21 protein-coding genes are annotated in these 22357 nt (G+C 33.6%); 9 read left to right on the forward strand and 12 right to left on the reverse strand.

The window, feature by feature from the left end; genetic code table 11:
* Positions 1 to 54: 54 nt before the first annotated feature.
* The 4 genes from hutI to hutF all read left to right on the forward strand — a co-directional run bounded on the left by hutI (position 55) and on the right by hutF (position 5633).
* Positions 55 to 1308 carry an imidazolonepropionase gene (gene hutI / locus ABD816_RS06435; protein ID WP_344925716.1) on the forward strand — a complete coding sequence of 418 codons (1254 nt, stop codon included), beginning with the start codon at positions 55 to 57 and terminating at the stop codon, positions 1306 to 1308.
* A 114-nt stretch (positions 1309 to 1422) separates the two neighbouring features.
* Entirely contained in the window at positions 1423 to 3429 is a 2007-nt protein-coding gene (locus tag ABD816_RS06440) for a urocanate hydratase (RefSeq protein WP_344925718.1), read from the forward strand.
* A gap of 18 nt (positions 3430 to 3447) precedes the next feature.
* Positions 3448 to 4257, forward strand: a complete 810-nt coding sequence (locus ABD816_RS06445; protein ID WP_344925721.1) for an N-formylglutamate amidohydrolase — start codon at positions 3448 to 3450, stop codon at positions 4255 to 4257.
* Positions 4254 to 5633, forward strand: a complete 1380-nt coding sequence (gene hutF / locus ABD816_RS06450; RefSeq protein ID WP_344925722.1) for a formimidoylglutamate deiminase — start codon at positions 4254 to 4256, stop codon at positions 5631 to 5633. The genes ABD816_RS06445 and hutF overlap by 4 nt, the downstream gene beginning before the upstream one ends.
* 216 nt (positions 5634 to 5849) lie before the next feature.
* Here hutF and pafA read toward each other — a convergent pair whose 3' ends face one another.
* A complete protein-coding gene (gene pafA, locus ABD816_RS06455) occupies positions 5850 to 7526 on the reverse strand; it encodes an alkaline phosphatase PafA (RefSeq protein WP_344925723.1) in 1677 nt (558 codons plus the stop codon).
* 116 nt (positions 7527 to 7642) lie between these two features.
* Between pafA and ABD816_RS06460 the strand changes: the two genes are divergently transcribed.
* Both ABD816_RS06460 and ABD816_RS06465 read left to right on the forward strand, forming a co-directional pair.
* Positions 7643 to 8380 (forward strand): MlaE family ABC transporter permease, encoded by a 738-nt coding sequence (locus ABD816_RS06460; RefSeq protein WP_344925725.1) that lies wholly within the window; start codon positions 7643 to 7645, stop codon positions 8378 to 8380.
* A complete protein-coding gene (locus tag ABD816_RS06465; RefSeq protein WP_344925727.1) occupies positions 8380 to 9144 on the forward strand; it encodes an ABC transporter ATP-binding protein in 765 nt (254 codons plus the stop codon). Before ABD816_RS06460 ends, ABD816_RS06465 begins: the two co-directional genes overlap by 1 nt.
* A 51-nt stretch (positions 9145 to 9195) precedes the next feature.
* Here the strand turns inward: ABD816_RS06465 and ABD816_RS06470 are convergent, their stop codons facing one another.
* The 7 genes from ABD816_RS06470 to ABD816_RS06500 form a co-directional block, all read right to left on the reverse strand.
* Entirely contained in the window at positions 9196 to 10479 is a 1284-nt protein-coding gene (locus tag ABD816_RS06470) for a carboxymuconolactone decarboxylase family protein (protein ID WP_344925728.1), read from the reverse strand.
* A gap of 232 nt (positions 10480 to 10711) precedes the next feature.
* Entirely contained in the window at positions 10712 to 11374 is a 663-nt protein-coding gene (locus tag ABD816_RS06475; RefSeq protein ID WP_344925730.1) for a hypothetical protein, read from the reverse strand.
* A 35-nt stretch (positions 11375 to 11409) separates the two neighbouring features.
* Positions 11410 to 11538: a hypothetical protein gene (locus ABD816_RS06480; RefSeq protein WP_344925731.1), complete on the reverse strand. Its 129-nt coding sequence runs from the start codon at positions 11536 to 11538 to the stop codon at positions 11410 to 11412.
* A 69-nt stretch (positions 11539 to 11607) separates the two neighbouring features.
* On the reverse strand, positions 11608 to 13068 hold the full coding sequence (locus tag ABD816_RS06485) for a DUF389 domain-containing protein (protein ID WP_344925733.1): 1461 nt from the start codon (positions 13066 to 13068) through the stop codon (positions 11608 to 11610).
* A gap of 2 nt (positions 13069 to 13070) precedes the next feature.
* The gene (locus ABD816_RS06490; protein WP_344925735.1) at positions 13071 to 14147 is read right to left on the reverse strand and encodes a mannose-1-phosphate guanylyltransferase; all 1077 of its coding nucleotides are present in this window, start codon (positions 14145 to 14147) and stop codon (positions 13071 to 13073) included.
* A gap of 2 nt (positions 14148 to 14149) precedes the next feature.
* The gene (locus tag ABD816_RS06495) at positions 14150 to 14773 is read right to left on the reverse strand and encodes a SprT-like domain-containing protein (protein ID WP_425549108.1); all 624 of its coding nucleotides are present in this window, start codon (positions 14771 to 14773) and stop codon (positions 14150 to 14152) included.
* Between the two features lie 53 nt (positions 14774 to 14826).
* Positions 14827 to 16404, reverse strand: a complete 1578-nt coding sequence (locus ABD816_RS06500) for a vWA domain-containing protein (RefSeq protein ID WP_344925737.1) — start codon at positions 16402 to 16404, stop codon at positions 14827 to 14829.
* 205 nt (positions 16405 to 16609) lie between these two features.
* Between ABD816_RS06500 and ABD816_RS06505 the strand changes: the two genes are divergently transcribed.
* From ABD816_RS06505 to ABD816_RS06515, 3 genes are all read left to right on the forward strand, one after another.
* Complete coding sequence (locus ABD816_RS06505; RefSeq protein WP_344925739.1) at positions 16610 to 17443, forward strand: hypothetical protein; 834 nt, start codon at positions 16610 to 16612, stop codon at positions 17441 to 17443.
* On the forward strand, positions 17440 to 17895 hold the full coding sequence (locus ABD816_RS06510; RefSeq protein ID WP_344925741.1) for a hypothetical protein: 456 nt from the start codon (positions 17440 to 17442) through the stop codon (positions 17893 to 17895). Before ABD816_RS06505 ends, ABD816_RS06510 begins: the two co-directional genes overlap by 4 nt.
* Positions 17896 to 18127: 232 nt before the next feature.
* Positions 18128 to 18532 carry a hypothetical protein gene (locus ABD816_RS06515; protein WP_344925743.1) on the forward strand — a complete coding sequence of 135 codons (405 nt, stop codon included), beginning with the start codon at positions 18128 to 18130 and terminating at the stop codon, positions 18530 to 18532.
* Between the two features lie 283 nt (positions 18533 to 18815).
* Here the strand turns inward: ABD816_RS06515 and ABD816_RS06520 are convergent, their stop codons facing one another.
* From ABD816_RS06520 to ABD816_RS06535, 4 genes are all read right to left on the reverse strand, one after another.
* The gene (locus ABD816_RS06520) at positions 18816 to 19370 is read right to left on the reverse strand and encodes an outer membrane beta-barrel protein (protein ID WP_344925745.1); all 555 of its coding nucleotides are present in this window, start codon (positions 19368 to 19370) and stop codon (positions 18816 to 18818) included.
* Positions 19371 to 19718: 348 nt separating this feature from the next.
* On the reverse strand, positions 19719 to 20405 hold the full coding sequence (locus tag ABD816_RS06525) for an SDR family NAD(P)-dependent oxidoreductase (RefSeq protein WP_344925747.1): 687 nt from the start codon (positions 20403 to 20405) through the stop codon (positions 19719 to 19721).
* A 12-nt stretch (positions 20406 to 20417) separates the two neighbouring features.
* On the reverse strand, positions 20418 to 21401 hold the full coding sequence (locus tag ABD816_RS06530; RefSeq protein ID WP_344925749.1) for a M20/M25/M40 family metallo-hydrolase: 984 nt from the start codon (positions 21399 to 21401) through the stop codon (positions 20418 to 20420).
* A 232-nt stretch (positions 21402 to 21633) separates the two neighbouring features.
* Positions 21634 to 22221 carry an NUDIX domain-containing protein gene (locus ABD816_RS06535; RefSeq protein WP_344925751.1) on the reverse strand — a complete coding sequence of 196 codons (588 nt, stop codon included), beginning with the start codon at positions 22219 to 22221 and terminating at the stop codon, positions 21634 to 21636.
* Positions 22222 to 22357: the final 136 nt, after the last annotated feature.

The following is a 22357-nucleotide window of genomic DNA, read 5'->3' on the forward strand; positions in this document are numbered from 1 at the left end:
TTGTAACATTTTGATAAAATCATACTTTATCAAACTAACAATTCATTAAAACATATGGAACACTATAAACTCATCGGCCCTATTACACAACTTATTACTATGGCAGATCTACCGCTACAAGGTACTTTAGTTGGCAAGGAAGCGCAGACTATAAAACAAGCTGGAATTTTGATCAAAGGATCAAATATTTATGAAGTAGGTATTTATGAAGCATTATTACCAAAAGGAGAAAAATTAAATGCTGAAAATATAACCCTAGACACGGAATATGTTTGCTTACCCGGATTTATAGATGCTCACACTCATATTTGCTTTGCTGGCTCCAGAGCTACTGATTATGCAATGCGCAATGCTGGTAAATCTTATTTAGAAATCGCAGAAAATGGTGGCGGAATTTGGGATACAGTCACAAACACAAGAAAAGCTTCTTTTGAAGAGTTACAATATTCTATTATTAAAAGAGCCAATAGTTTAGTAAGAAATGGTATCACCACCATAGAAGTAAAAAGTGGTTATGGACTCTCTGTAACAGAAGAATTAAAAATGTTAAGAGCCATACGCAATGCAAATCAAATCACTGAAGCAGATTTAATCGCTACCTGCCTTGCAGCTCATATGCTTCCTAATGATTATAAAGGTACAAAAGCATCCTATTTACATGAAATAGCAACTACTCTTTTTCCAATATTGCAAACAGAAAACCTGACCAATCGTATAGATGCTTTTATAGAACAGAGTGCATTTTCTGCTACAGATATTCAACCCTATTTTAAACAAGCAAAAGCAATGGGCTTTGATATCACTGTACACGCAGATCAATTTAGCACAAGTGGTAGCGAAGTAGCGATTACCTTCAATGCTATCAGTGCGGATCATCTGGAGGCTAGTACAGATTATGAAATTGAGAGGCTAGCCGCAAGCAATGTTATAGCGGTTGCATTGCCGGGAGCATCTATAGGGTTAGGATGTAATTTTGCTCCAGCCAGAAAAATTCTGGATGCAGGAGGAGCTTTAGCAATTGCCAGTGATTGGAATCCGGGTTCAGCTCCTATGGGGGATTTATTAACTCAAGCTTGTATTTTAGGAACTTTTGAAAAACTAACAAACATAGAAGTTTTAGCGGGTATTACCTTTAGAGCTGCCGCTGCACTTAACCTAAAGGATCGCGGTCAATTACTACCCGGAATGTTAGCCGATTTTAATTTATTCCCAACAGATCATTATAATGAAATATGCTACCATCAGGGAAAAATACTTCCATCGCAAGTATGGAAAAAAGGAGAGTTGGTCTATGCTGAGCATTCATAGTATTTAATAAATCGTTAGTTAAATTAGTATGAAATCATCTTTCTTCTAAGTTGAGAAGACGATTCATAAAATATATAGATTTTAAAAATTTGTGTGGCTTTAACCCAATAAAAAATGACTTTTAAAGAACAAATTCTTGCGGGACTTCCTAAGCAGTTACCTCTAAAAAAGGAATTAAACGCTTCGATTAGTCGCGCTCCAAAACGAAAGCAAATCTTAACGACAAGTGAAAAAAAGTTAGCAATTAGAAATGCATTAAGATATTTCCCAATTGCTTGGCATGAAGAACTTTCTAAAGAGTTTTTAGAAGAATTACACACTTACGGACGTATCTATATGTATCGATTTATTCCAGAATATGATATGTATGCACGACCTGTAGAAGACTATCCTGCTCAGACAATACAAGCAGCAGGAATTATGTTGATGATTCAGAATAACCTTGATCCTGCTGTGGCTCAACATCCCTATGAACTCATAACCTATGGAGGGAATGGTGCTGTTTTTCAGAATTGGGCGCAGTATCTGATAACTATGTCCTACCTCGCTAGTATGACTCATTCTCAAACATTACATATGTATTCAGGGCATCCTATGGGATTATTTCCTTCATCACAGGAAGCTCCCAGAGTCGTTATCACTAATGGTATGATGATTCCTAACTATTCTAAGCCTGATGATTGGGAAAAATATAACGCACTAGGTGTTACACAATATGGTCAAATGACTGCAGGCAGTTATATGTATATAGGACCACAAGGCATCGTACATGGTACAACCATAACGGTCATGAATGCTTTTAGAAAAGTACTTAAGTCCACTGAAAGTTCTGCTGGTAAAATTTTTTTAACCTCAGGTCTTGGAGGAATGAGCGGAGCACAACCTAAAGCTGGAAATATAGCAGGTTGCATTACCGTTTGTGCTGAAGTAAATCCAAAAGCAGCTATCAAAAGATACAAGCAAGGTTGGGTAGATGAAATTATTGACACCTTAGATGAATTGATCGCAAGAGTTCAAAAAGCAATAACAAATACTGAAGTTGTTTCTATTGCATTTCAAGGAAATATAGTAGAGGTATGGGAACGTTTTTATGAAGAAAACATCTATGTACATCTTGGATCTGATCAAACCTCACTACACAATCCCTGGTCCGGTGGCTATTACCCTGTAGACTTAAGTTATACCGAATCCAATCAATTATTAATTAACGATCCCGAAGCTTTTAAAACTAAAGTCAAACAATCCTTATGCAGGCACGCTGAGGCAATCAACAAGCATACTGCAAGAGGCACCTATTTCTTTGATTATGGTAATGCATTCTTACTAGAAGCTTCGCGAGCAGGGGCAAAAGTAATGGCTGCAAATAGGATTGATTTTAAATACCCGTCCTACATTCAGGATATTTTGGGACCTATGTGCTTTGATTATGGGTTTGGTCCCTTTAGATGGGTTTGTGCGTCGGGTAAAGCTGAAGATCTAGAAACTACAGACCGTATTGCTATGAAAGTGATGTTGCTTATAAAAAAATCAGCTCCCTCAGAGATTCAACAACAATTACAGGATAATATCATTTGGATAAAAGAAGCAAAAGTAAACAATCTGGTGGTAGGCTCTCAAGCCAGAATTCTTTATGCAGATGCAGAAGGACGAACAAAGATTGCCGAGGCATTTAATAAAGCGATCAAATCCGGTGATATTAAAGCTCCTGTAATATTAGGAAGAGATCACCACGATGTTAGTGGTACAGATTCTCCATACAGAGAAACCAGTAATATATATGACGGTAGTAAATTCACTGCAGATATGGCAATTCATAACGTGATCGGAGATAGTTTTAGAGGTGCTACTTGGGTTTCCATCCACAATGGTGGAGGAGTAGGATGGGGAGAAGTTATCAATGGAGGTTTTGGATTAGTTTTAGATGGATCAGAAGATGCTTTGCGAAAATTAAAAAACATGCTTTTTTATGATGTTAATAACGGTATTTCTCGCAGAAGTTGGGCGCGAAATAAAGAAGCATTATTTGCCGTTCAACGAGAAATGAAAAGAACCCCGGAATTGAAAGTTACAGTTCCTTCAATAGTGGAAGATTCTGTAATAGAAAAATTAGAGTTAGACTGAAATATCTAAAAAAACAACATGAACCTATTTAAAATTACAGAAGCTACAGTCCCCAAGGTTCCGATACTTATCAGTATTCCACATGCGGGAACTCAATTTCCTGTAGAAATAAAGCATTACTATAAAAAAAAAATGCGCAATCATCTGGATGACACCGATTGGTATGTGCATAAATTGTATGAGTTTGCCCCCTCTCTTGGGATTACTATAATCAAAGCAAATTTAAGCAGATGGGTAATTGATCTTAATCGTGATCCAAAAAGTATTCCTCTTTATACTGATAACAGGCTCATTACTGCAATCACACCAATTACTGATTTTTATGGAAATAACATCTATACCTCATCATCGTCAGAGCCTGATCCAATAGAAATACAACGAAGATTAGATCTCTATTATTGGCCTTATTACCGACAGATTGAAACCTTGATCGCTGACCTTAAAAAAAAATTCGGAAAGGTATTGTTATGGGACGCACATTCTATTCGACACTTGGTCAGCACAATACAGAAAAAACCATTCCCGGATATGATTTTAGGAAATAATGACCAAAAAACTGCACACCCTCAATTAATATTAACTGCATTAGAGAAATTAAGATCTAAGAAATTTGAAGTTGCCCATAATACTCCGTTTAAAGGAGGTCATATCACCCGGTATTTTGGAAAACCAGCACAAAACGTACATGCGCTACAATTAGAAATGAATAAAATCCTGTATATGGATGATAATGAGATTACGTATAATACAAAACGTGCCAGCGAGGTTCAGGAAGTCCTGCAAGACACGCTACAACATTTAATTCGAACCATGAAAACGTGCTCATGAAAACATATTCTTTTAAAGGCATCTTACAAAATAACGGTTGGAGAGAGAACACCTGCATATCTATAAATGATAAAGGTATTATTACTAAAATTTATGATAGCACTTCTAATGTTGACAGCATAGAAAACATCAATGGCTATGCTATCCCAGGGTTTCAGAACACACATTCTCATGCATTTCAATACGCTATGGCTGGACTTGCAGAAAAGCATCAGGAAGCTGCCAATCAAGATGATTTCTGGGGTTGGAGAGAAGCCATGTATCAACTGGCATTATCGATAAATCCAGATCAAATGGAAACTATCGCTACTATGCTATACTCAGAAATGGCTCGCCATGGGTATACGAATGTAGCCGAATTTCATTATGTACATCACGATCAACAAGGTAACCCATATACTGATCTCTCTGAAATGGGAAGCAGACTCGTTGCTGCTGCCAAAACAGCAGGAATTGCTATTACACTCGTACCGATTTTCTATCAAAAAGGAGGTTTTGGACTCGCTCCTAATCAAAGACAACGAAGATTTATTTCTCCTACCGTAGACGATTATCTCAAATTAGTAGAAGCAAGTGTCAAAGCCTGTAGCTATTATGAACAGGCAACTTTCGGTATTGGTGTGCATTCTATGCGTGCAGTAGAACCTACGGATATTATAAAAATTACAAAATCCGGTCCACAGGATATCCCATTTCATATTCATGTGGCTGAACAATTAAAAGAAATTGAAGAGTGTATCAAATATGTAAACAGAAGACCTGTAGACTGGTTATTGGATCATCTGGATCTCAATGATCGATTTCATCTGGTGCATGCAACTCATATTAGCAAAGATGAGACCATCCGCTTAGCAAAAAGCAAAGCTAATGTTATTCTTTGCCCCAGTACCGAAGGAAATTTGGGAGACGGATTATTTCCACTTAAAAATTATCAGAAAGCAGGTGGCAATTGGAGTATAGGAACAGATAGCCATATTGGTCTAAATCCATTAGAAGAACTAAGAATTTTAGATTACGGACAGCGAGTAACCTCTCACAAACGAAATACATACTTCTCTAATAAACAATTGGATGCAGGAATGTATGCCATAGAAATGGCAACCCTGACCGGAAGAAAAGCGATGAACAATTATACTACTTCTTTTTTTGAAGTTGGACAACCATTGAATGCTTGTATTATCGACGCCACCGCACCTCTGATTGCTACCTCTTCTATCGATAATTTAACAGGTACTATTATCTATGCCTCAGACAATCGGACGCAATGGGGCACTATTGCACAAGGTAAACTCATTGTAAAAAACGGAACGCATTTTGACCACGAAATCATTACAAATCAATTTATTAAAGGAATAAAGGAATTGAAGAATCGATGAGTTACGTATTTCATTATCATAGATGAAACATAATAGACATCCTTACCCAATCTCTCCCTCACAGGAGATTAGCCAAAACTTCTCTTTTATGAAGAGTTTACGAGAACATTTTAGCAAATTATTAAATTCACATTTTAAATGTCTTGTGATATTTTTCGATCTAATTCAAATTACAAACAACACCTAAATGCTTGACTTAAAACTGAAAAAACTTGCCTATTCTAGCACAAACGATAATACATCACCCGTAGCACCATTAGGAAATGCAATTCCTAGTAAGGCGGAAATTGTTGGAGCTATATCCTGGGTTTCCGTCTTTTGGGTAGTGCTTCCTTTTTTTATTCCTTTTCCAAAAAATAATAAAGGAGCGTGTGTATCATAACTTAATCCACTACCATGAGTAGAACCCTTTAAATGATAGGTAACAGTAGCAGGATCAAAAGCATATACCACATCACCACTTCTTTTCTGATTATATCCTTTTTGGATTAGTGCTGCAAGACCATGACTATATTCTCCAGAGGTTAGCTGTGTTCTGGTTAACACCTTGTCTATCTGATCATATTTTAATATAAATTGTGCTATACTATTTTCTAGTTTTTCTGGTGTTATTTTATTTTTAGCTAATACATCATAATCAAAAAACACCTGATCATTTGCTATCTCTTCAATTAACCCTTCTATCTGATAACTATTTTTTACAAAAGTTTTCACGTTCTCAGAAAATAGATCCGTATCAAAATATCCAGCTGGTATTTTTAATGATTTCAGATAGGCTGGCACATGGACTGCCCCATGATCAGCGGTAAGAAACATAGTGTAATTTCCTTTACCCACTTTAAGATCCAATGCTTTAAACAACCGTTCTAAATCTTTATCTAATCGGATGTAGGTATCTTCTATTTCTATAGAATTAACGCCAAAATTATGTCCTACATAATCCGTACTGGAGAAACTTACTGTTAGAAAATCAGTAACTGAATCTGCACCTAATTGCTCTCCATCCAATGATGCAATGGCAAAATCTGCTGTCAAGCTATTCCCATATGCTGATCCCTTGATGATGTCATAACCTGCGTTTTTATCCTTTAATGCTGCCAGATCATATGGGAAAGTAGCCCCTTCTTTACCTTTATATCCACTCTCAAAATCATTCAGATCAGGACCGCTTGCTGTATAAGTCTTTATATCATATAATGTATTCCATATTTTTAAATAAGATTCTGCCTGATCTGTATCATTAAACTTTTTTACCCAATCCGGTAATTCATCTCTATAATAAGTACTTGTAATCCATTTACCTTCATCCTTACCCCTAAACCAATATGCTCCATTAGCCGTATGACCTGCTGGTAATATTGCTCCTCTGTCTTTAATAGCTATCCCAATGGTTTTACCTTTTAATTGTGTGTGTAATCTGTTTTGGTCTGCTACGGTAGTAGTTTTCATACGACGTGGAGACATTCGTTCTAATTCACTTTCTGAACCCACCGCACTCACCGATGGATCACTTGCACAATATACTTCTGCTTTGCTAAACTTATCATACCAATAATTAGAAATGATTCCATGATTTTGTGGTGTAGTTCCGGTAAAAATAGATGCATGACCTGGACCGGTATAGGTAGGTACATAATTAAAGTGATTATTCTTACAGTTAAACCCCTCATCCATCATTCTCTTAAAACCTCCTTTACCAAATCGATTATAAAAGCGAGTTAAATAATCATAACGCATCTGATCAATAACAATACCGACCACTAATTTAGGTGAAACACTTATTTCTTTTTGTTTGGAAACTATATTGGAACCTGCCTTAGATTGCGCTTGTAATGACCAACAATGTGAGGTCAATACAATCATTGAAAAAATAAAGAATAATCTTTTTGTCATTATATTTATGTTTAAATCGCTAAAATACATTGAATACAAATGTAAAACTTTAATAAAAGGTTAAATGCTGTCGGGGTTTTTTTTTCTATTTTAGCCTTTACTTAATAAAAGAGCCTATGTTTTATCTGGACGATATTGGTCGTTATTTTTTAATGTTGAAGAATACTTTTAGTAGAATGACTAAGGGCTCTGTTTTAAGAAGTCTGATCTTCAAGGAGATAAATGACCTTGTCATTGGTTCTGTAGGCATTATTATATTTTTAGCGTTTTTTATAGGAGCTGTAGTAGCAATACAGACGGCATTAAACCTTACAAATCCACTGATCCCAAAAAAATTAATTGCTTTTGCTTCCAGACAGTCGGTGATCTTAGAATTTGCTCCCACGTTTCTTTCAGTAATTATGGCAGGAAAAGTAGGTTCATTTATAACATCCAGTATTGGAACCATGAGAGTGACAGAGCAAATAGATGCATTAGAAGTAATGGGAATCAATTCTCTAAATTATTTGGTTTTTCCTAAGATCGTAGCTATGCTTATGTATCCATTTATAATTGCTATTGCTATGTTTATTGGAATTTTTGGAGGATATGTCGCAGGAGTTTATGGAGGATTTGTCTCTAGTAGTGAATTTATTACAGGGTTGCAAGAAGAGTTTATTCCATATCACTTAGTATATGCGTTTCTAAAAACATTTTTATTTGCTTTTCTATTAGCTACAATACCTTCTTTTCATGGATACTATATGCGTGGTGGTGCACTTGAGGTAGGTAAAGCAAGTACTTCAGCGTTCGTCTGGACGACAGTAGTCATCATCATCAGTAATTATATACTCACTCAACTATTATTAAGCTAATGATCGAAGTTAAAAATTTACATAAAGGTTTTAATGGAGAAGAAATTTTAAAGGGAATTACCACTTCTTTTAAACGAGGAAAAACCAACCTCATAATTGGTACTAGTGGTAGTGGTAAAACTGTATTCCTAAAATGTTTGCTAGGTCTTTTTGCTCCCGAAAAGGGCTCTATTATTTATGATGGCAAGGTGTATTCTGAGTTGGATGAAGAAGAGCAGAGAGGCCTTAGAGAAAGTATGGGAATGGTTTTTCAAGGGAGTGCCTTGTTTGATTCTATGACAGTAGAAGAAAATATTATGTTTCCACTACGTATGTTTACCAAACAAAAAAAGGCAGAGATGCTTGATAGAGCTAATACGGTAATTGATCGCGTACAACTGATAAACGCAAATAAAAAACTACCCTCAGAAATTAGTGGTGGAATGCAAAAGCGAGTGGCGATAGCACGTGCTATCGTAACCAGACCAAATTATTTATTCTGCGACGAACCCAATTCTGGATTAGACCCTAAAACAGCTACCGTTATTGACAATCTCATTCAAGAAATTACAGAAGAATATGATATTACAACAGTGATTAATACTCATGATATGAACTCAGTAATGGAGATTGGCGAAAAAATTATTTTTCTTCGCTACGGAAATCTGGAATGGGAAGGTGATAAATCTCAGATTTTCAAAACAGATAATGAAGCTGTTACAGACTTTGTATACTCATCTAATTTATTTAAGAAAGTTCGTAATGCTCAGTTAAAAGGGTTATAAAATAGCATCACACAACTCTTGTTTTAATATGAATAAAGAATAAGATTGACACTATAAATTACCCGAAATCTCATAATATGTATACAAACGATATAACATCTGCTGTATTGAAATCCAAACAATTAACTCCACCACCTCTTCTGCCTTACATAAAGAAACAACTTCTTGCAAAACAACATTATTTATTATTGCTGGACTACTTGATGATGCTTTAGCAAGAACTATAAACCCAGCTTGTCTCTTAGAAAGACCAGTTGTATTAACAATATCAGTAATCAATTGTTTACAGGTATTAGCAGTATACACTATTTCTTTTAAGGCTACATCCTGAATTTTTATTAGAACTTCAGTAGTTATATTCGGCATATGATAATTAACCAAAATAGTAGCTTCCTCTATCAATTTTTTATTCTGAACTGTTGTAGAAAACAATAAACCCGCAAGACATTTTGTTCCTAATCCTATTTTTGTTGTATTATTATCTAGATTATCCCTTAGCACAGTGGTGATTGCTCTAATTAGCCGTGCTGCTTTAAAATAAGCTATCATAGGAAATGAATACCCTGTATGTTTCTTTAAATATTCACCAGCTTCAGGATATTTTTTTGGAACTCCTTTTACCCATTTGCTTTCTAATCGAATGGCTCCAGGTGCTTGAAGAAAGACTCGTAAAAAAGTTCCCAAATTATCTGCCTTGGGTTTTACAAAACTTTCCGGAGTCTCATAGTGATACGCTACAATATGCTCAGGTGTCCAGCCCGTTCCGACTAATAAATTGCCCGTATCCGCAATTGCTTCATCCTCTAAGGGAATTCCCATTACATCCATATACTTATTGAGAAAACCCATCATACCAATGCCCATAAGAATCCAGCGTACTTCATAAGAAGAAAAATGACTGGATAACTCCACACAGTGTTCTTTTTTTAGCTCGCATGGAACTCTGGAAAGAGCTTCTGCCAGAGTCACGACGCTTACTTCTTTTGGAGTCCGATGCCCCTTTATTTTTTCTGCATCTAACCCTCTTCGCATAGCATAAGAACAGGTATGTGCTGTACAATATGGACATTCTGCAGCATTACTTGAAGCATACATTCCTAAACCCACAATCGATTTAAGGGATGTACCACCCATAAGTGACGCTGGTAAATTTAACAAATTAGGAACTATCAAATTATAGGTACGAAACCCAGTTGGCCATATTTCTAACGTCTGATCACAATTAGGAATTACACCTATAAGCTCCTTAACTATCTTTAACATAGGATCATAATCTTTATGAAGCTTATCAAATGAAATCCTCTCCTTTTCGAATAATGTAGCAATAGTATTCATTTAGGCTATTTTTACTAAAAAATTTAAATGAAGTATCCACTAATTTAACCATAATAATGGCAAGAAAAGAAACGTTAACAACTAATTTAAAGTTATTAACGTTTCTTTTTTCTTTCACTTAGTTTCTTTTTCTAAGAAAATACTAACTATAAATAACAATAAATTCTAATGAAACATATTTTATATAACAATCTCTTTCCCTTTTCAATACCTATTCAATATTAAAAAGTGTTTAATCTGCATATTGAATTAATGATTTTTTAAAATCTATATAAGCATTCTTATAAAGATTGTAAGCCTCTTGATTGTTATACTTTATACCAAAGACAAGATGAGTGGACGCAGTCTTTTTAGAATAAAAAGAACGCTGATATCCTTCTTTACTGTTCTTTACAGTAACCCATCGATATGTATTAGGAGGGGTATCTTTATCCTTTTCGGTTTTATCTACAATAATCTCTTCGTCCTTTATAATTTTCAAATATGATATTGGATTACCTCCCCATTGAGGTGAAAACACAAAAAAAGTTACATCTCCATTTCTGGACTCAAATGTAGCTTCATCCGTTTCTATAAATGTATAAGTATCAGTTGTAATTACAGGTGATGATGGAGTTGTAATAAATGAAGCAGGAAATTCAATTTCGAACCAGGCTCCCCTATAAGTAGTTATATTGATTAACGATATTGTATCCATATCTACATCAGAAACCTGTGTTTCTATAGATTGGGAACTAAAATCTTCCTTTATATTGTCTGTTCCTGAATCTGATTGTTTCTTTTGAGAAGAACAGGAACCATTTAAAAAAAGAAAGATGACAAAAAAAAGAGCCCCATATCTAATTGTTACGTTAAAATCATATAATTTCAAACGGCATACCACGATTCTTTTCATAGGATCATAACGATTAACATAAAATCAATTCTTCTTTAAATTTTTCTTGACACTTTACCTGCTCCTTTACAAACATCACACTTATCTCTTTCTCCTCTCATAGCAATCCAGTAGCCTCTACCATCACATTTACCGCATTTCTTAAAGTCAGTAGTACCAAGCATGTTTTTTACAAAAAGATAAATGCCTCCTATTACTAATACAATTAATAAAATTCTAAAAATCATCAAGTATTATCGTATAAGCAAGGTATCTACTTTTAATTCTTTTGTAATCCATCCTCTTAAGTTATTATTTCTTTTAGCATTCACACTATCCACCACTTTAAACTTCCAGGTTGGATAGATAACTTTTAGGGTGTCTATTTTTACAAAATTGGATTGTAATACCTGTCCATACCCAAGTTCTGAAAGGTCCGGAAATTTAATTTTAGCATCTTTTGCGATAGCACTATATGTCAACACATTAAAAGTACCTGTTTTATTAGCAGCAGACAATTGATTATTCATTTCTACCAGCTTTTCTTTTAGCGCATCTATTTCGGTTATATAAGCTTCATTTTCTCTTTCCATACGATTTAATTCTACAATATATCGATCATTTGCTTTAGATATCTGTTCTAAACCTCTGGCTTTATTACCACTTACTTTTAATGTAAATCCTTTTATTTCTTCATATTTTTTAAGTTCATTTTGTAAATCACTAACGGTAGCATCCGCTATCTCTCCATCAAAATACAATCGAATTGATTTATTTTCGTAGTCATAAAAGGGTTTTCTAAGAATAAGATTTTCATTATTATCAATCTCATTTGCCATAAAATTCTTATAATCTTGTTCCGCTTTACTTCGATTTAGCGCTGAATAAAAGGTATATGTAGCTGGTATCATAGCCAATATTGCAACAAAAGAAGCTATTCTCGCTACAAACTTTCGCTTAGCAGAATTAGCATACCTAATCATAGGAAAGCGCAATAATTTTGCTACGATAAAGGTAGACAAAGCTATAAAAATCGCATTGATACAAAATAAATACATAGCGCCCAGAAAGAACAATGGTTTCCATACAGCTATACCATATCCTGCAGTACACAATGGCGGCATTAACGCAGTAGCAATAGCAACTCCTGCTATAGCATTAGGCATGGTTCCCTTTTTAGTTTTAGCAATTACTAATGCCAATCCTCCAGAGATAGCCACAAAGACATCTAGTATTGTGGGCGCTGTCCGAGAGGCTAACTCAGGGGTCAGTTCTGTAAGAGGAGAGATGACAAAATAAATAGTAGCAGTGATCAAACTTAAACCTACCATCACTCCCAGATTAACCAGAGATCTTCTTAGAGTATCTATATCATTAATAGCAATAGACAGACCTACTCCTACAATTGGTCCCATTAAAGGTGAGATTAACATCGCTCCTATTACTACTGCGGTAGAGCTGACATTAAGACCAATAGAAGCCACAAATACGGAAAAAATAAGAATCCACGCATTGTGACCCTTAAACGGAATGTCATTTTTAACATCCTCGATCGTCTTATCTCTATCTGTATCAGAACGAATATCTAATAGTTCCCTTAAAAAGGTAATAACACTGGTAAAAAGACCTTTTGCATCTTTTTTAACTGTCTCTTTGTGTTCTTCTACTTTTTTATCTTGATTTTGTTCACCGGGATTCTGAGTGTTCTCTGCCATAATTATCCGTATTTTTCACCGTATGTATCTTTAACTTTTTTGAGAACCTTCTTTATGTCTTGTTCTTTCTTTTTAGGATAAATCAATAATACTTCTTCTTTATCCACTATAATATAATCTTCTAATCCATCAACTACGACAATTTTATCTGTAGCGGTACGGATCATATTACCCGTAGCCTCCACAGCTAAAACTCGGGCATTAACTACTGCATTTTTTGTAGCTGTTTTATCTAATTTATCATATAAAGATCCCCAAGTTCCTAAGTCATTCCAATCAAAAGTAGCTGGAAGCACAAATACATTTGTTGCTTTTTCTAAAATCGCATAATCAATAGATACATTTTCTGCCAAAGGATAATTTGCTGTGATAAATTCACTTTCCTTATTCGTATTATACAAAGACACACCTTTAGCGAACAAATTGGTCATTTCTTCTTGAAATTCTGTGAAGGCCTTTACAATACTATTCACACTCCATATAAAAATTCCAGCATTCCAGAGATAATTACCTTCACTAATAAATTGTTTAGCAGTATTATAATCAGGTTTCTCAGTAAACTGAGCTACTTTTTTGATTCCATTAGCTCCTTTGTCATATTGAATATATCCATATCCAGTATTAGGGAAAGCTGGCTGAATTCCTAAAGTCATTAATATATCTTTTTCTGTACACGCTTCAAAACACTGATTAAGGTTATTACTAAAAGCATCTTCATCTTCTATCCAATGATCACTAGGAGCGACCACCATAACAGCATCCGGATTTTCTTTTTGAATTTTTAATGCTGCATACAGAATACAAGGTGCTGTATTTCTCATTGCAGGTTCTGTGACTACCTGACGCTGTTTTGCTTCTGGCAGTTGTGACAACACTAAATCATTATAACGCTCATTTGTTAAAATAAAAATATTTTCTGTTGGAACGCTTTTAGCCAATCGACTAAAGGTTCTCTGGATGAGTGTTTCACCAGTACCTAGCATATCGTGAAACTGCTTAGGAAATTCTGTTGTACTTACTGGCCAGAATCTTGATCCTACACCACCTGCCATCAATATGGCGTAATAATTTTTGTTCATAGTTAATTTAATAATTCAACCTCAGCATTAGGATTAAACAGGTATACTTTACCCGTGTTTAGCTCCAGACATTCATATCTCTTAATACGCTTATTTCCCCTTTGAAAAATCTTTCCATTATATAATCTAAACCTGCTTCCTAAGGGTAATTCAAATATATAATTTTTATCGTTCTCAGGATCAAATTGTTTTAAGGCTAAGGCTAATTTTTCATCAGTATCACTACTGGCTCTTGGATTTTTAAAATGTCTTGCAATTAACGGTAATAATTTAGAAGGAAAAATATCAGGATTAATATATGGTAGCATTAATTGTTGAAACGTTTGCTTCCATTCTATTCCGTGTGGTTTTATATGACGCCCATACTTCTCAAAAGCTACCAGATGCGCAATCTCATGAATCAGTGTTATCAGAAAACGATAGGTATTTAATGAAGCATTAACAGTAATCTGATGTCCTCCATTAGGGAGTTTTCGATAATCTCCATGACGAGTAACCCTTTCGTTTACAATTTTCAGATGCACTTTGTAATGCACTATTAAATCGAATGCTGACGTCACAGCTCGCTCCGGGATGTATCTTGCCAATATATCTTTCACCAGCGCAAAATACAAAAATAAGCGCATCTACAAGATACGCTTATTAAAGATTTCAATATCAAAATTCACAGTAAGCTTATTTAGTTGATACTATTGTAGGTTTCCATTAATCTAACAAACTCTGCTCTATACCCTTGATCATCTATCCCTTTGTTATTTTTAGCTAATGCTATCACTTCCTGTAAGTTTGTATTTTTGATGTATTCAGAATTTCTTAACTGCATACCAAACCATGCTACAGAAGCAGCAAACTTAAGATCTGTAGACATCGATTCTTCTTTACTTGCCTCACATATATGAGTCATTTCTATACTTTCAGTTTCTACAGGTTTTTTATATCGAAATTTTACAGTTAGTAATTCATTTCCAAAGTTATCTTGAATCTTCTGATCAGTATATTTTAGTTCTGCTACATTTTTAAGATATTTACTATCTACACCCACCGGTATAACCTCATATAACGCTGTCACAGTATGACCACTTCCCAATTCTCCTGCATCCTTAGTATCATCCATAAAATCTTCATCATTCAATAATCGATTTTCGTACCCTAGTAAACGATACCCCTTTATCTTCATTGGATTAAACTCTACCTGTATTTTAACATCTTTTGCGATTGTAAACATAGTACCACCAAATTCAGTAACCAATACTCTTTGTGCTTCTTGCATACTATCAATATAAGCATAGTTTCCATTCCCTTTATCCGCCAGTGTTTCCATTTTACTGTCCTTATAATTACCCATCCCGAAACCAAGACAAGTGAGAAACACCCCGGATTCTCTTTTTTCTTCTATAAGCTTCTCCATAGCCTTATCACTACTCGCACCTGCATTAAAATCTCCGTCGGTTGCCAGAATTACTCTATTATTTCCATTTCTCACAAAGTTTTTTTCTGCTAACTTATAGGCTAGTTTAATTCCTTTTCCACCAGCAGTAGAACCTCCAGCTCCTAATTGTTCCAGAGCTTCTATAATTTTTTCTTTATTATCACCGCTAGTAGGTTTTAGAACAACACCTGCTGCACCTGCATACACTACTATAGATACTTTATCTTTTTTTCTTAATTGAGATACTAAAAGCTTAAATGCCTTTTTTAATAATGGTAATTTATTTTCATCTTCCATAGATCCAGAAGCATCAATTAAAAAAACCAAATTAGAAGCCGGAATATTGTCCGTAGGAATTTCTTTTCCTTTGATTCCTATTTTTACTAATTGCGTTTCTTGATTCCAAGGAGTTGTTCCTGATTCTGTATGAATTGCAAAAGGATGTTCATCTAATGGTTGTTCATATTGGTATGTAAAATAATTAATCATTTCTTCAATCTTCACTGCATCTTCAGGAATGTCTTGTCCATTATTAATCATTCTTCTGATGTTGCTATAAGATGCTTTATCTACATCAATAGAAAATGTAGATAATGGTGATAATGACACATTTTCAAATCTATTTTCTACAATCTCTTTATAAGATTCAGAATTGTCATCAGGTATTTGTATCAATTCATCACTTTGATCAAAAGTTGTTGATTCTTTTAAAACGATATTTTCCTGGATAGAATGCATCCGTTTAGGATATTGATCACAAGAACTCATTCCTAAAAAGAATAAGCTTACTGATAATACTCCAATTTTTTTAATCATCTTTGTTTTCATTTCTATAGTCTTTATATTGTTATTCTGAAACAAACATAGTATCAGAGCGACACGTACTATTGTAGAGGACTTGTAAAATACTTGTAAACTATTTTACAAAAAACAACTAACTGATTATCAAAAATATATAATCATAGAATCAAAAGAGAACATATCATTTACACTGCTTAAAAAAGCCGTTTCTAAACAGTTTTTAAAAGAAAATGTGGCTTCAAGTACCGATATTTCTCAATGGAAAGGACAAGATATTACCTTATTTAAAGAGGATCTTCATCAACGGGTAAAAGGTAATATTAGTGAAAAATCGTTTTATAATTATTTTAAGAACACAACAGTTAAGCTACCACGTATTGATATTCTTAATATGTTATCTCAATACTGCGGTTATACAGATTGGAATAATTTTAAAACGAATCATACATCAAAAATAAAAGATGACAAAAAATCTCGTATTTCTAAGTGGATGATTTTTCTACTGGTGGGTATCATTGTGATAACATCTGCTTATTTTCTAATCCCCACGAGCAATACCTATACTTTTTGTTTTATAGATCAGGATAGAAATCAAGCTATTACCAATACACCTATTAATATTATTATTCTTAATAACAAACAATCTCCTTCTTATGCTAAGAGTGATAGTTTAGGGTGTTTTAGTTGGACTACAGAAGATGATTTTATACATTTTATTATTAAATCGCCATACTACAAAACAGATACTATTTTTAGGACAACTCCTTCCGTAATGAATGAGCATATAAAGGTTCATACGGATGATTATGCATTAATGCTTCATTATTATGCTAATGGTAAAGTGGCAGACTGGAAAAACAGAAGAAATGAATTATCCAGAATGATAGATACCCAAGCGACTATCTTTCAACTATTACCGTCTGGACTGGGTATAGAAATATATTCTAAAGAAGAGTTTATTAATAAATTAACTACGCCCACTAAAAGCTTAAAGGGTATAGAAATTATTGAATCAGAATGGTCTAAAGGATTAATTGTTAAACTTAAATTCAGGGTAAAATCATGAAAAAGATCATTTATTTCATAGCGTCCTTGATCATTGTTAGTTGTGCAAATCCAGTATCTAAAAAAAGTATGGAAATGGCTATTCCTACCGAAACTATCCTTGATAATAAAGAGGAAGAAGTATTTGAAGCTCTGGAAGCCTCTTACTCATTAGTAATTACAGAAAAATTACAAGATTATCTTGACAAACAGATACTAGCAAAAAAGCATCCGGAATTTAACCCTAAAAATGAGATAGAAAAATTATTTAAAACTACTGAAGCAAAAGAAGTTTTGCAGGTGGAATTTATAGGACCTCCCAAAACAATGTCGGATTCTGTAATAAAACTGATAACTAAAGTCCGTTTTTCCAATACGCAAACTGACACTATCACCTCATATATAACAACTTCTACGGTTCGTATTGATGAGGTTTTATTTAAGACTTCTAAAATCACGTTTAAAAACAACTAAGTTTTTTTTCTTATTTTTAAAATTTAGTATATTGTAATAGTACAGAGAGGTAAGCTCCTAGTTCCAAAAGGAACTTTTGGTTGATTTTACTGATCTAACAACAATAAAACGTCCCTATATATCGTTTATAAATAGTTTTAATCTAAAAATATTAGTGTTCAAGACATTCTTAATCCACTATTGATATTTTTTATTTTGTAATTTTATTCAGTCTGTTTACAAACTCAATGTTATGAGAAACTTTACACTTTTAGTAATCCTCTTTATTTTTACTAGTGGTAGTATTGCTCAAACTCAAGTAGAAGTTTCTGAAAAAGAACAGGAAAAAATTGATGAAAAAGCTTCTAAAACAGTTGAAGAAAATGAAAAAGATGCTATCACAGAATTAGCAATCAAGCGCGCAACAGAACTTCAAAAGGAGCTAAACCTAACAAATTACACAAGCAAAGTTGTTCAGAAATCAATCATTGACTATTCAATCAAAGCTAATAGAATCATTCAATCAGACTTACCTATAAAAGAAAAGACGAAAACTTTAAGTAATCTCATTTATTTTCAGAATGAAGAATTAAAAGATGTGCTAACAGTTGAACAATTTTACAAATACCTTAAATTAAAAGATTCTAATCTAAATTAGATCATATATTTAGCTCCTGCTATTAATTAGATGACGTGCTATTAACAAAAGTAAAGTCAGGATTTAAAATTCTACTGCTACATTAATATCAATCAGCCACTTTTATATGATTTCTTATCATTTTTATTGTGTTTAGCATTTTAATAAGGTATACACCTATATTGTAATAAAGATTATTTTACAGGACAAAAAAAAGACCATCCTTTCGAATGGTCTTTTCTGTTTTATAAGCATCAAACAATTTATAGTTCAATACTAATGTATTTGATGTAAAGTAAAAATTTTAGTTACCTCCAAAAGTAAATAGAAGGCCAATATTTAATGTAATATCTGCTATAGAAGCTTCTCCAGATTTACCAGCACTTAAATAAGCAGCATTCATATTAAGAATACCATATTTAAAACCTAAAGCAGGACGGAAAGCAAAGTTTGAGGTACCCTCGCTAGCCTCTGTTTCATCACCATCATCTTCTATAGATACAGATCCAACACTAGCAAGACCTAACCCAAGACTACCATAAGGTCTGAATTTAGTATCTGTAAAAAAGTAGCGCCCGTTAAGCATATAACTTCCTATAGCTACAGCTCCAAAGGATACTGTTTGCCCAGATACATCTGTACTACCACCGGCAAGAAATTCGCCGTGATAAAGAAGAGAAACATCAATATTATCTGTTACTCCATATCCTAACTCAAAATGTGCTGAAAGACCACCATCTGTAAAATCTGCAATATCTCCAGAAGGAACTGCATATCCAAATCCAAATCCTAATTTTACTTGTGCGTTTGCACTAAATCCAAAAAGCGCTACACACGCAATAAGTACTAATTTTTTCATAATTCTTGATAAATTTGATCGTTAAAAAGATCAAATATATCGATAAAATGACATGTAAACCTAATTAAATACTAATAAAAAGTTAAAAAAGATATAGATTAAAAATAAAATACTGATTATCAATTATTTACATATAATATATCCAGAATCTAAAAAGAAGGAAAAAGACTACATTTTAGATGTAGATTTTTTCCCTTATTACCTTCATCGTTTTTTGAACTAAATATATTTATAATCTGTTAGTTCAGATTAATACAGAATGTACTAATTATTCTAATTCTATAGGTAAGAAAAATAATGGTGAATCGGATCTATAATTACATAGAGAATCTATTATTCTTTTGAATATTATGGGGTGCTATTAGATACCTGTAATACTTTACCATTATAAAATTTATGAGCTGTAAGTGAAAAGTTCTTAATATAAGTCGCCATTTCTACCGCAGTCAGTGATGCCTGATATCCAGGAAAAGCTTCTTCAAGCATTTCTGTTTGTACTGCGCCCAATGCCAGAACATTAAAAGCAATTCCTTTTTCTTTATACTCTTCTGCTAATAACTCACTTAATGTAATTACAGCACCTTTACTAGAACTATATGCGGATAAACCGGGAAACTTCATACTGCCTTGTATTCCGCCCATACTACTAATCGTTACTACATGCGTCCCGGATACCATATATGGCAATAATTTACGGGTTAGTTCTGCCACACCAAATACATTAACTCGATATACTGATTCGACTTCCTGTAAAGTTGTTTCTTCAAACGGTTTATTTAGCAACCTACCTGCATTATTTATTAAGACATCCACACATTTCCAGGAGGCATCAATAAACGAGACCAGTGTCTCCAGATCAGATGGATCACAGATATCAAATGAAAATGTATGAATATTTTTATGATTCAGTGCCTTTATTGGCTTTTCATTTCTGGATAACGCTAACACTTGATGTCCTTCATCTGCTAATAATTGCGCTAATTCATACCCAATACCCCTACTAGCTCCCGTAACAATTACATTTTTACTATTCATAAATAATCAATACTAATTTAATTTAATTTCCTTGATCTCTGTATTAGACATGCTTGTTATCACGGGAACGCACTCGTTAATAAGCTCCGACATAAATTCAAAGTTCATCTCTGAACTTTCGTCATCTACGTGATGATAATAATCATAATTGGTGAAATCAAAAGTAGAAATAGTTTGAGCAGGAATCTGAAACTCTTTAAAAAAAGAATAATTATCACTTCTCGTAAACAATTGAAACTCCTTTGCTTTTGGCAAAAAACCTATGAGCTTACTTCCTGCATAAGCATTCATTTTTTCAGCCATATTCGATTTTTCGTATCCTGTAATATATGCTTTATAACTTTTATCTTGTAATGGAACACCTATCATTTCAAAATTGACCATGGTATACAAATTCACATTTTTCTCTTTTAAAACCTTAGCGATATGCTTAGATCCTAATAACCCTTTTTCTTCTGCGCCAAATAAAATAAACAGTATACTTCTCTTATTACTTTTTAAACTCGCAAAATGTTTCGCTAATAAAATTACCGCAGCACTACCAGCAGCATTATCATTTGCTCCATTAGCAATAACATCTCCATTTACAGGCGTTGCGGTTCCTATATGATCTAAATGTGCTCCTATAACTATTAATTCACTTGATAATACTGGATCTGTTCCTTTCAGGTACCCAATCACATTAAAAGTTTCAGTTCCTTTAGCATCAAATGTATTAAGGTACGAATCAAAGTATGGAATAACACCATATTCACTAAACTTAGCCTCTACAAACTCAGCTGCTTTTTTTAACCCTTTACTTCCTGTATCTCGACCTTCTAATGCGTCACTAGCCAAAAAAGTAACTACCTCCTCGACATCTGCTTTTGTAATAGTTCCTTTTGGATACACACCAGCTTCATCTGGCACTCCCATCTTTTTATTTTGTTGAGCTGCTACAGGTTGCTTAAAGTTTATAAATAAAATAGAAATTGCAATTAAAAAAATATGTTTCATTTGTTTATTAATTAGTCTTTATACTTTATTAGTTATTGATCTTACTTAAGTTAACTATAATAGCTTCTTTATAACGAAAACAGAATAAATAAAACTCGTAAGATTCTTTTCGGTTACTTGTTATAAAAATTTAGACCGATAATCTATGATCTTCAATTGGTTTTAAATCTTGATAAAGATACTTAAAAACGTTTATTCACCAGTAACTTATCAACAAACTATAACTTTCATATCAAGTATCCATAATTCCTTTTATTTTAAGATGTTGCAATAACATAATCGTACGAGCATCTTTTATTTCACCAACTGCAATCATATCAAATGCCTTATCAAAATTTAACTCTAACACTTCTATATGTTCCTGTTCTTCCTTAAGGCCACCTCCATCATTAATTTTCATATCATCTGCATATTCTCCAATAAATAAATACGCTATTTCTGTCATTATTGCAGGAGAAACATAACAATCAAAAACCTTTTCTACTTTCTGTACAGCATAGCCAGTTTCTTCTAGCACTTCCTTGATAGCGCATTTTTCTGGACTATCCCCATCCAGAGAACCCGCACAAACTTCAATATTCATACCAGATGTATTACCATTCAACAAGGTAGGCAATCTAAATTGTCTGGTTAAAATCACAGTATTCTTTATCAAATTATATAACAAAACAGAAGCACCATCGCCGTGATCGTATACCTCACGCAGATGTTTTTCTGTTTCAAAACATTCATCATAAGTATAATCAAAAACATATTCTTTAAGCAAGAATGTTTTATCAGAAATTACTTTTGATTTAAGATTATGTATTCTTTTATTCATTTTATATCTATTACATAATGCAGGCTCCCTAATTAACCAAAATAAAGATGGAGATATAACTTTTATAGTTTAATTATTACTTAGGAATTCATTAAAAATAAAAAATCCCACCGTAAGCGTGGGATTTTGTAAAATA

This window comes from Aquimarina addita (assembly GCF_039539305.1).
GTDB classification, from domain to species: Bacteria; Bacteroidota; Bacteroidia; order Flavobacteriales; family Flavobacteriaceae; genus Aquimarina; species Aquimarina addita.

Bases quoted from the DNA above. Each gene is read 5' to 3' on its own strand.
- hutI (WP_344925716.1), top strand. From the start codon at position 55: ATGGAACACTATAAACTCATCGGCCCTATTACACAACTTATTACTATG.
- ABD816_RS06440 (WP_344925718.1), top strand. From the start codon at position 1,423: ATGACTTTTAAAGAACAAATTCTTGCGGGACTTCCTAAGCAGTTACCT.
- ABD816_RS06445 (WP_344925721.1), top strand. From the start codon at position 3,448: ATGAACCTATTTAAAATTACAGAAGCTACAGTCCCCAAGGTTCCGATA.
- hutF (WP_344925722.1), top strand. From the start codon at position 4,254: ATGAAAACATATTCTTTTAAAGGCATCTTACAAAATAACGGTTGGAGA.
- pafA (WP_344925723.1), bottom strand. From the start codon at position 7,526: ATGACAAAAAGATTATTCTTTATTTTTTCAATGATTGTATTGACCTCA.
- ABD816_RS06460 (WP_344925725.1), top strand. From the start codon at position 7,643: ATGTTTTATCTGGACGATATTGGTCGTTATTTTTTAATGTTGAAGAAT.
- ABD816_RS06465 (WP_344925727.1), top strand. From the start codon at position 8,380: ATGATCGAAGTTAAAAATTTACATAAAGGTTTTAATGGAGAAGAAATT.
- ABD816_RS06470 (WP_344925728.1), bottom strand. From the start codon at position 10,479: ATGAATACTATTGCTACATTATTCGAAAAGGAGAGGATTTCATTTGAT.
- ABD816_RS06475 (WP_344925730.1), bottom strand. From the start codon at position 11,374: ATGAAAAGAATCGTGGTATGCCGTTTGAAATTATATGATTTTAACGTA.
- ABD816_RS06480 (WP_344925731.1), bottom strand. From the start codon at position 11,538: ATGCTTGGTACTACTGACTTTAAGAAATGCGGTAAATGTGATGGTAGA.
- ABD816_RS06485 (WP_344925733.1), bottom strand. From the start codon at position 13,068: ATGGCAGAGAACACTCAGAATCCCGGTGAACAAAATCAAGATAAAAAA.
- ABD816_RS06490 (WP_344925735.1), bottom strand. From the start codon at position 14,147: ATGAACAAAAATTATTACGCCATATTGATGGCAGGTGGTGTAGGATCA.
- ABD816_RS06495 (WP_425549108.1), bottom strand. From the start codon at position 14,773: ATGCGCTTATTTTTGTATTTTGCGCTGGTGAAAGATATATTGGCAAGA.
- ABD816_RS06500 (WP_344925737.1), bottom strand. From the start codon at position 16,404: ATGAAAACAAAGATGATTAAAAAAATTGGAGTATTATCAGTAAGCTTA.
- ABD816_RS06510 (WP_344925741.1), top strand. From the start codon at position 17,440: ATGAAAAAGATCATTTATTTCATAGCGTCCTTGATCATTGTTAGTTGT.
- ABD816_RS06515 (WP_344925743.1), top strand. From the start codon at position 18,128: ATGAGAAACTTTACACTTTTAGTAATCCTCTTTATTTTTACTAGTGGT.
- ABD816_RS06520 (WP_344925745.1), bottom strand. From the start codon at position 19,370: ATGAAAAAATTAGTACTTATTGCGTGTGTAGCGCTTTTTGGATTTAGT.
- ABD816_RS06525 (WP_344925747.1), bottom strand. From the start codon at position 20,405: ATGAATAGTAAAAATGTAATTGTTACGGGAGCTAGTAGGGGTATTGGG.
- ABD816_RS06530 (WP_344925749.1), bottom strand. From the start codon at position 21,401: ATGAAACATATTTTTTTAATTGCAATTTCTATTTTATTTATAAACTTT.
- ABD816_RS06535 (WP_344925751.1), bottom strand. From the start codon at position 22,221: ATGAATAAAAGAATACATAATCTTAAATCAAAAGTAATTTCTGATAAA.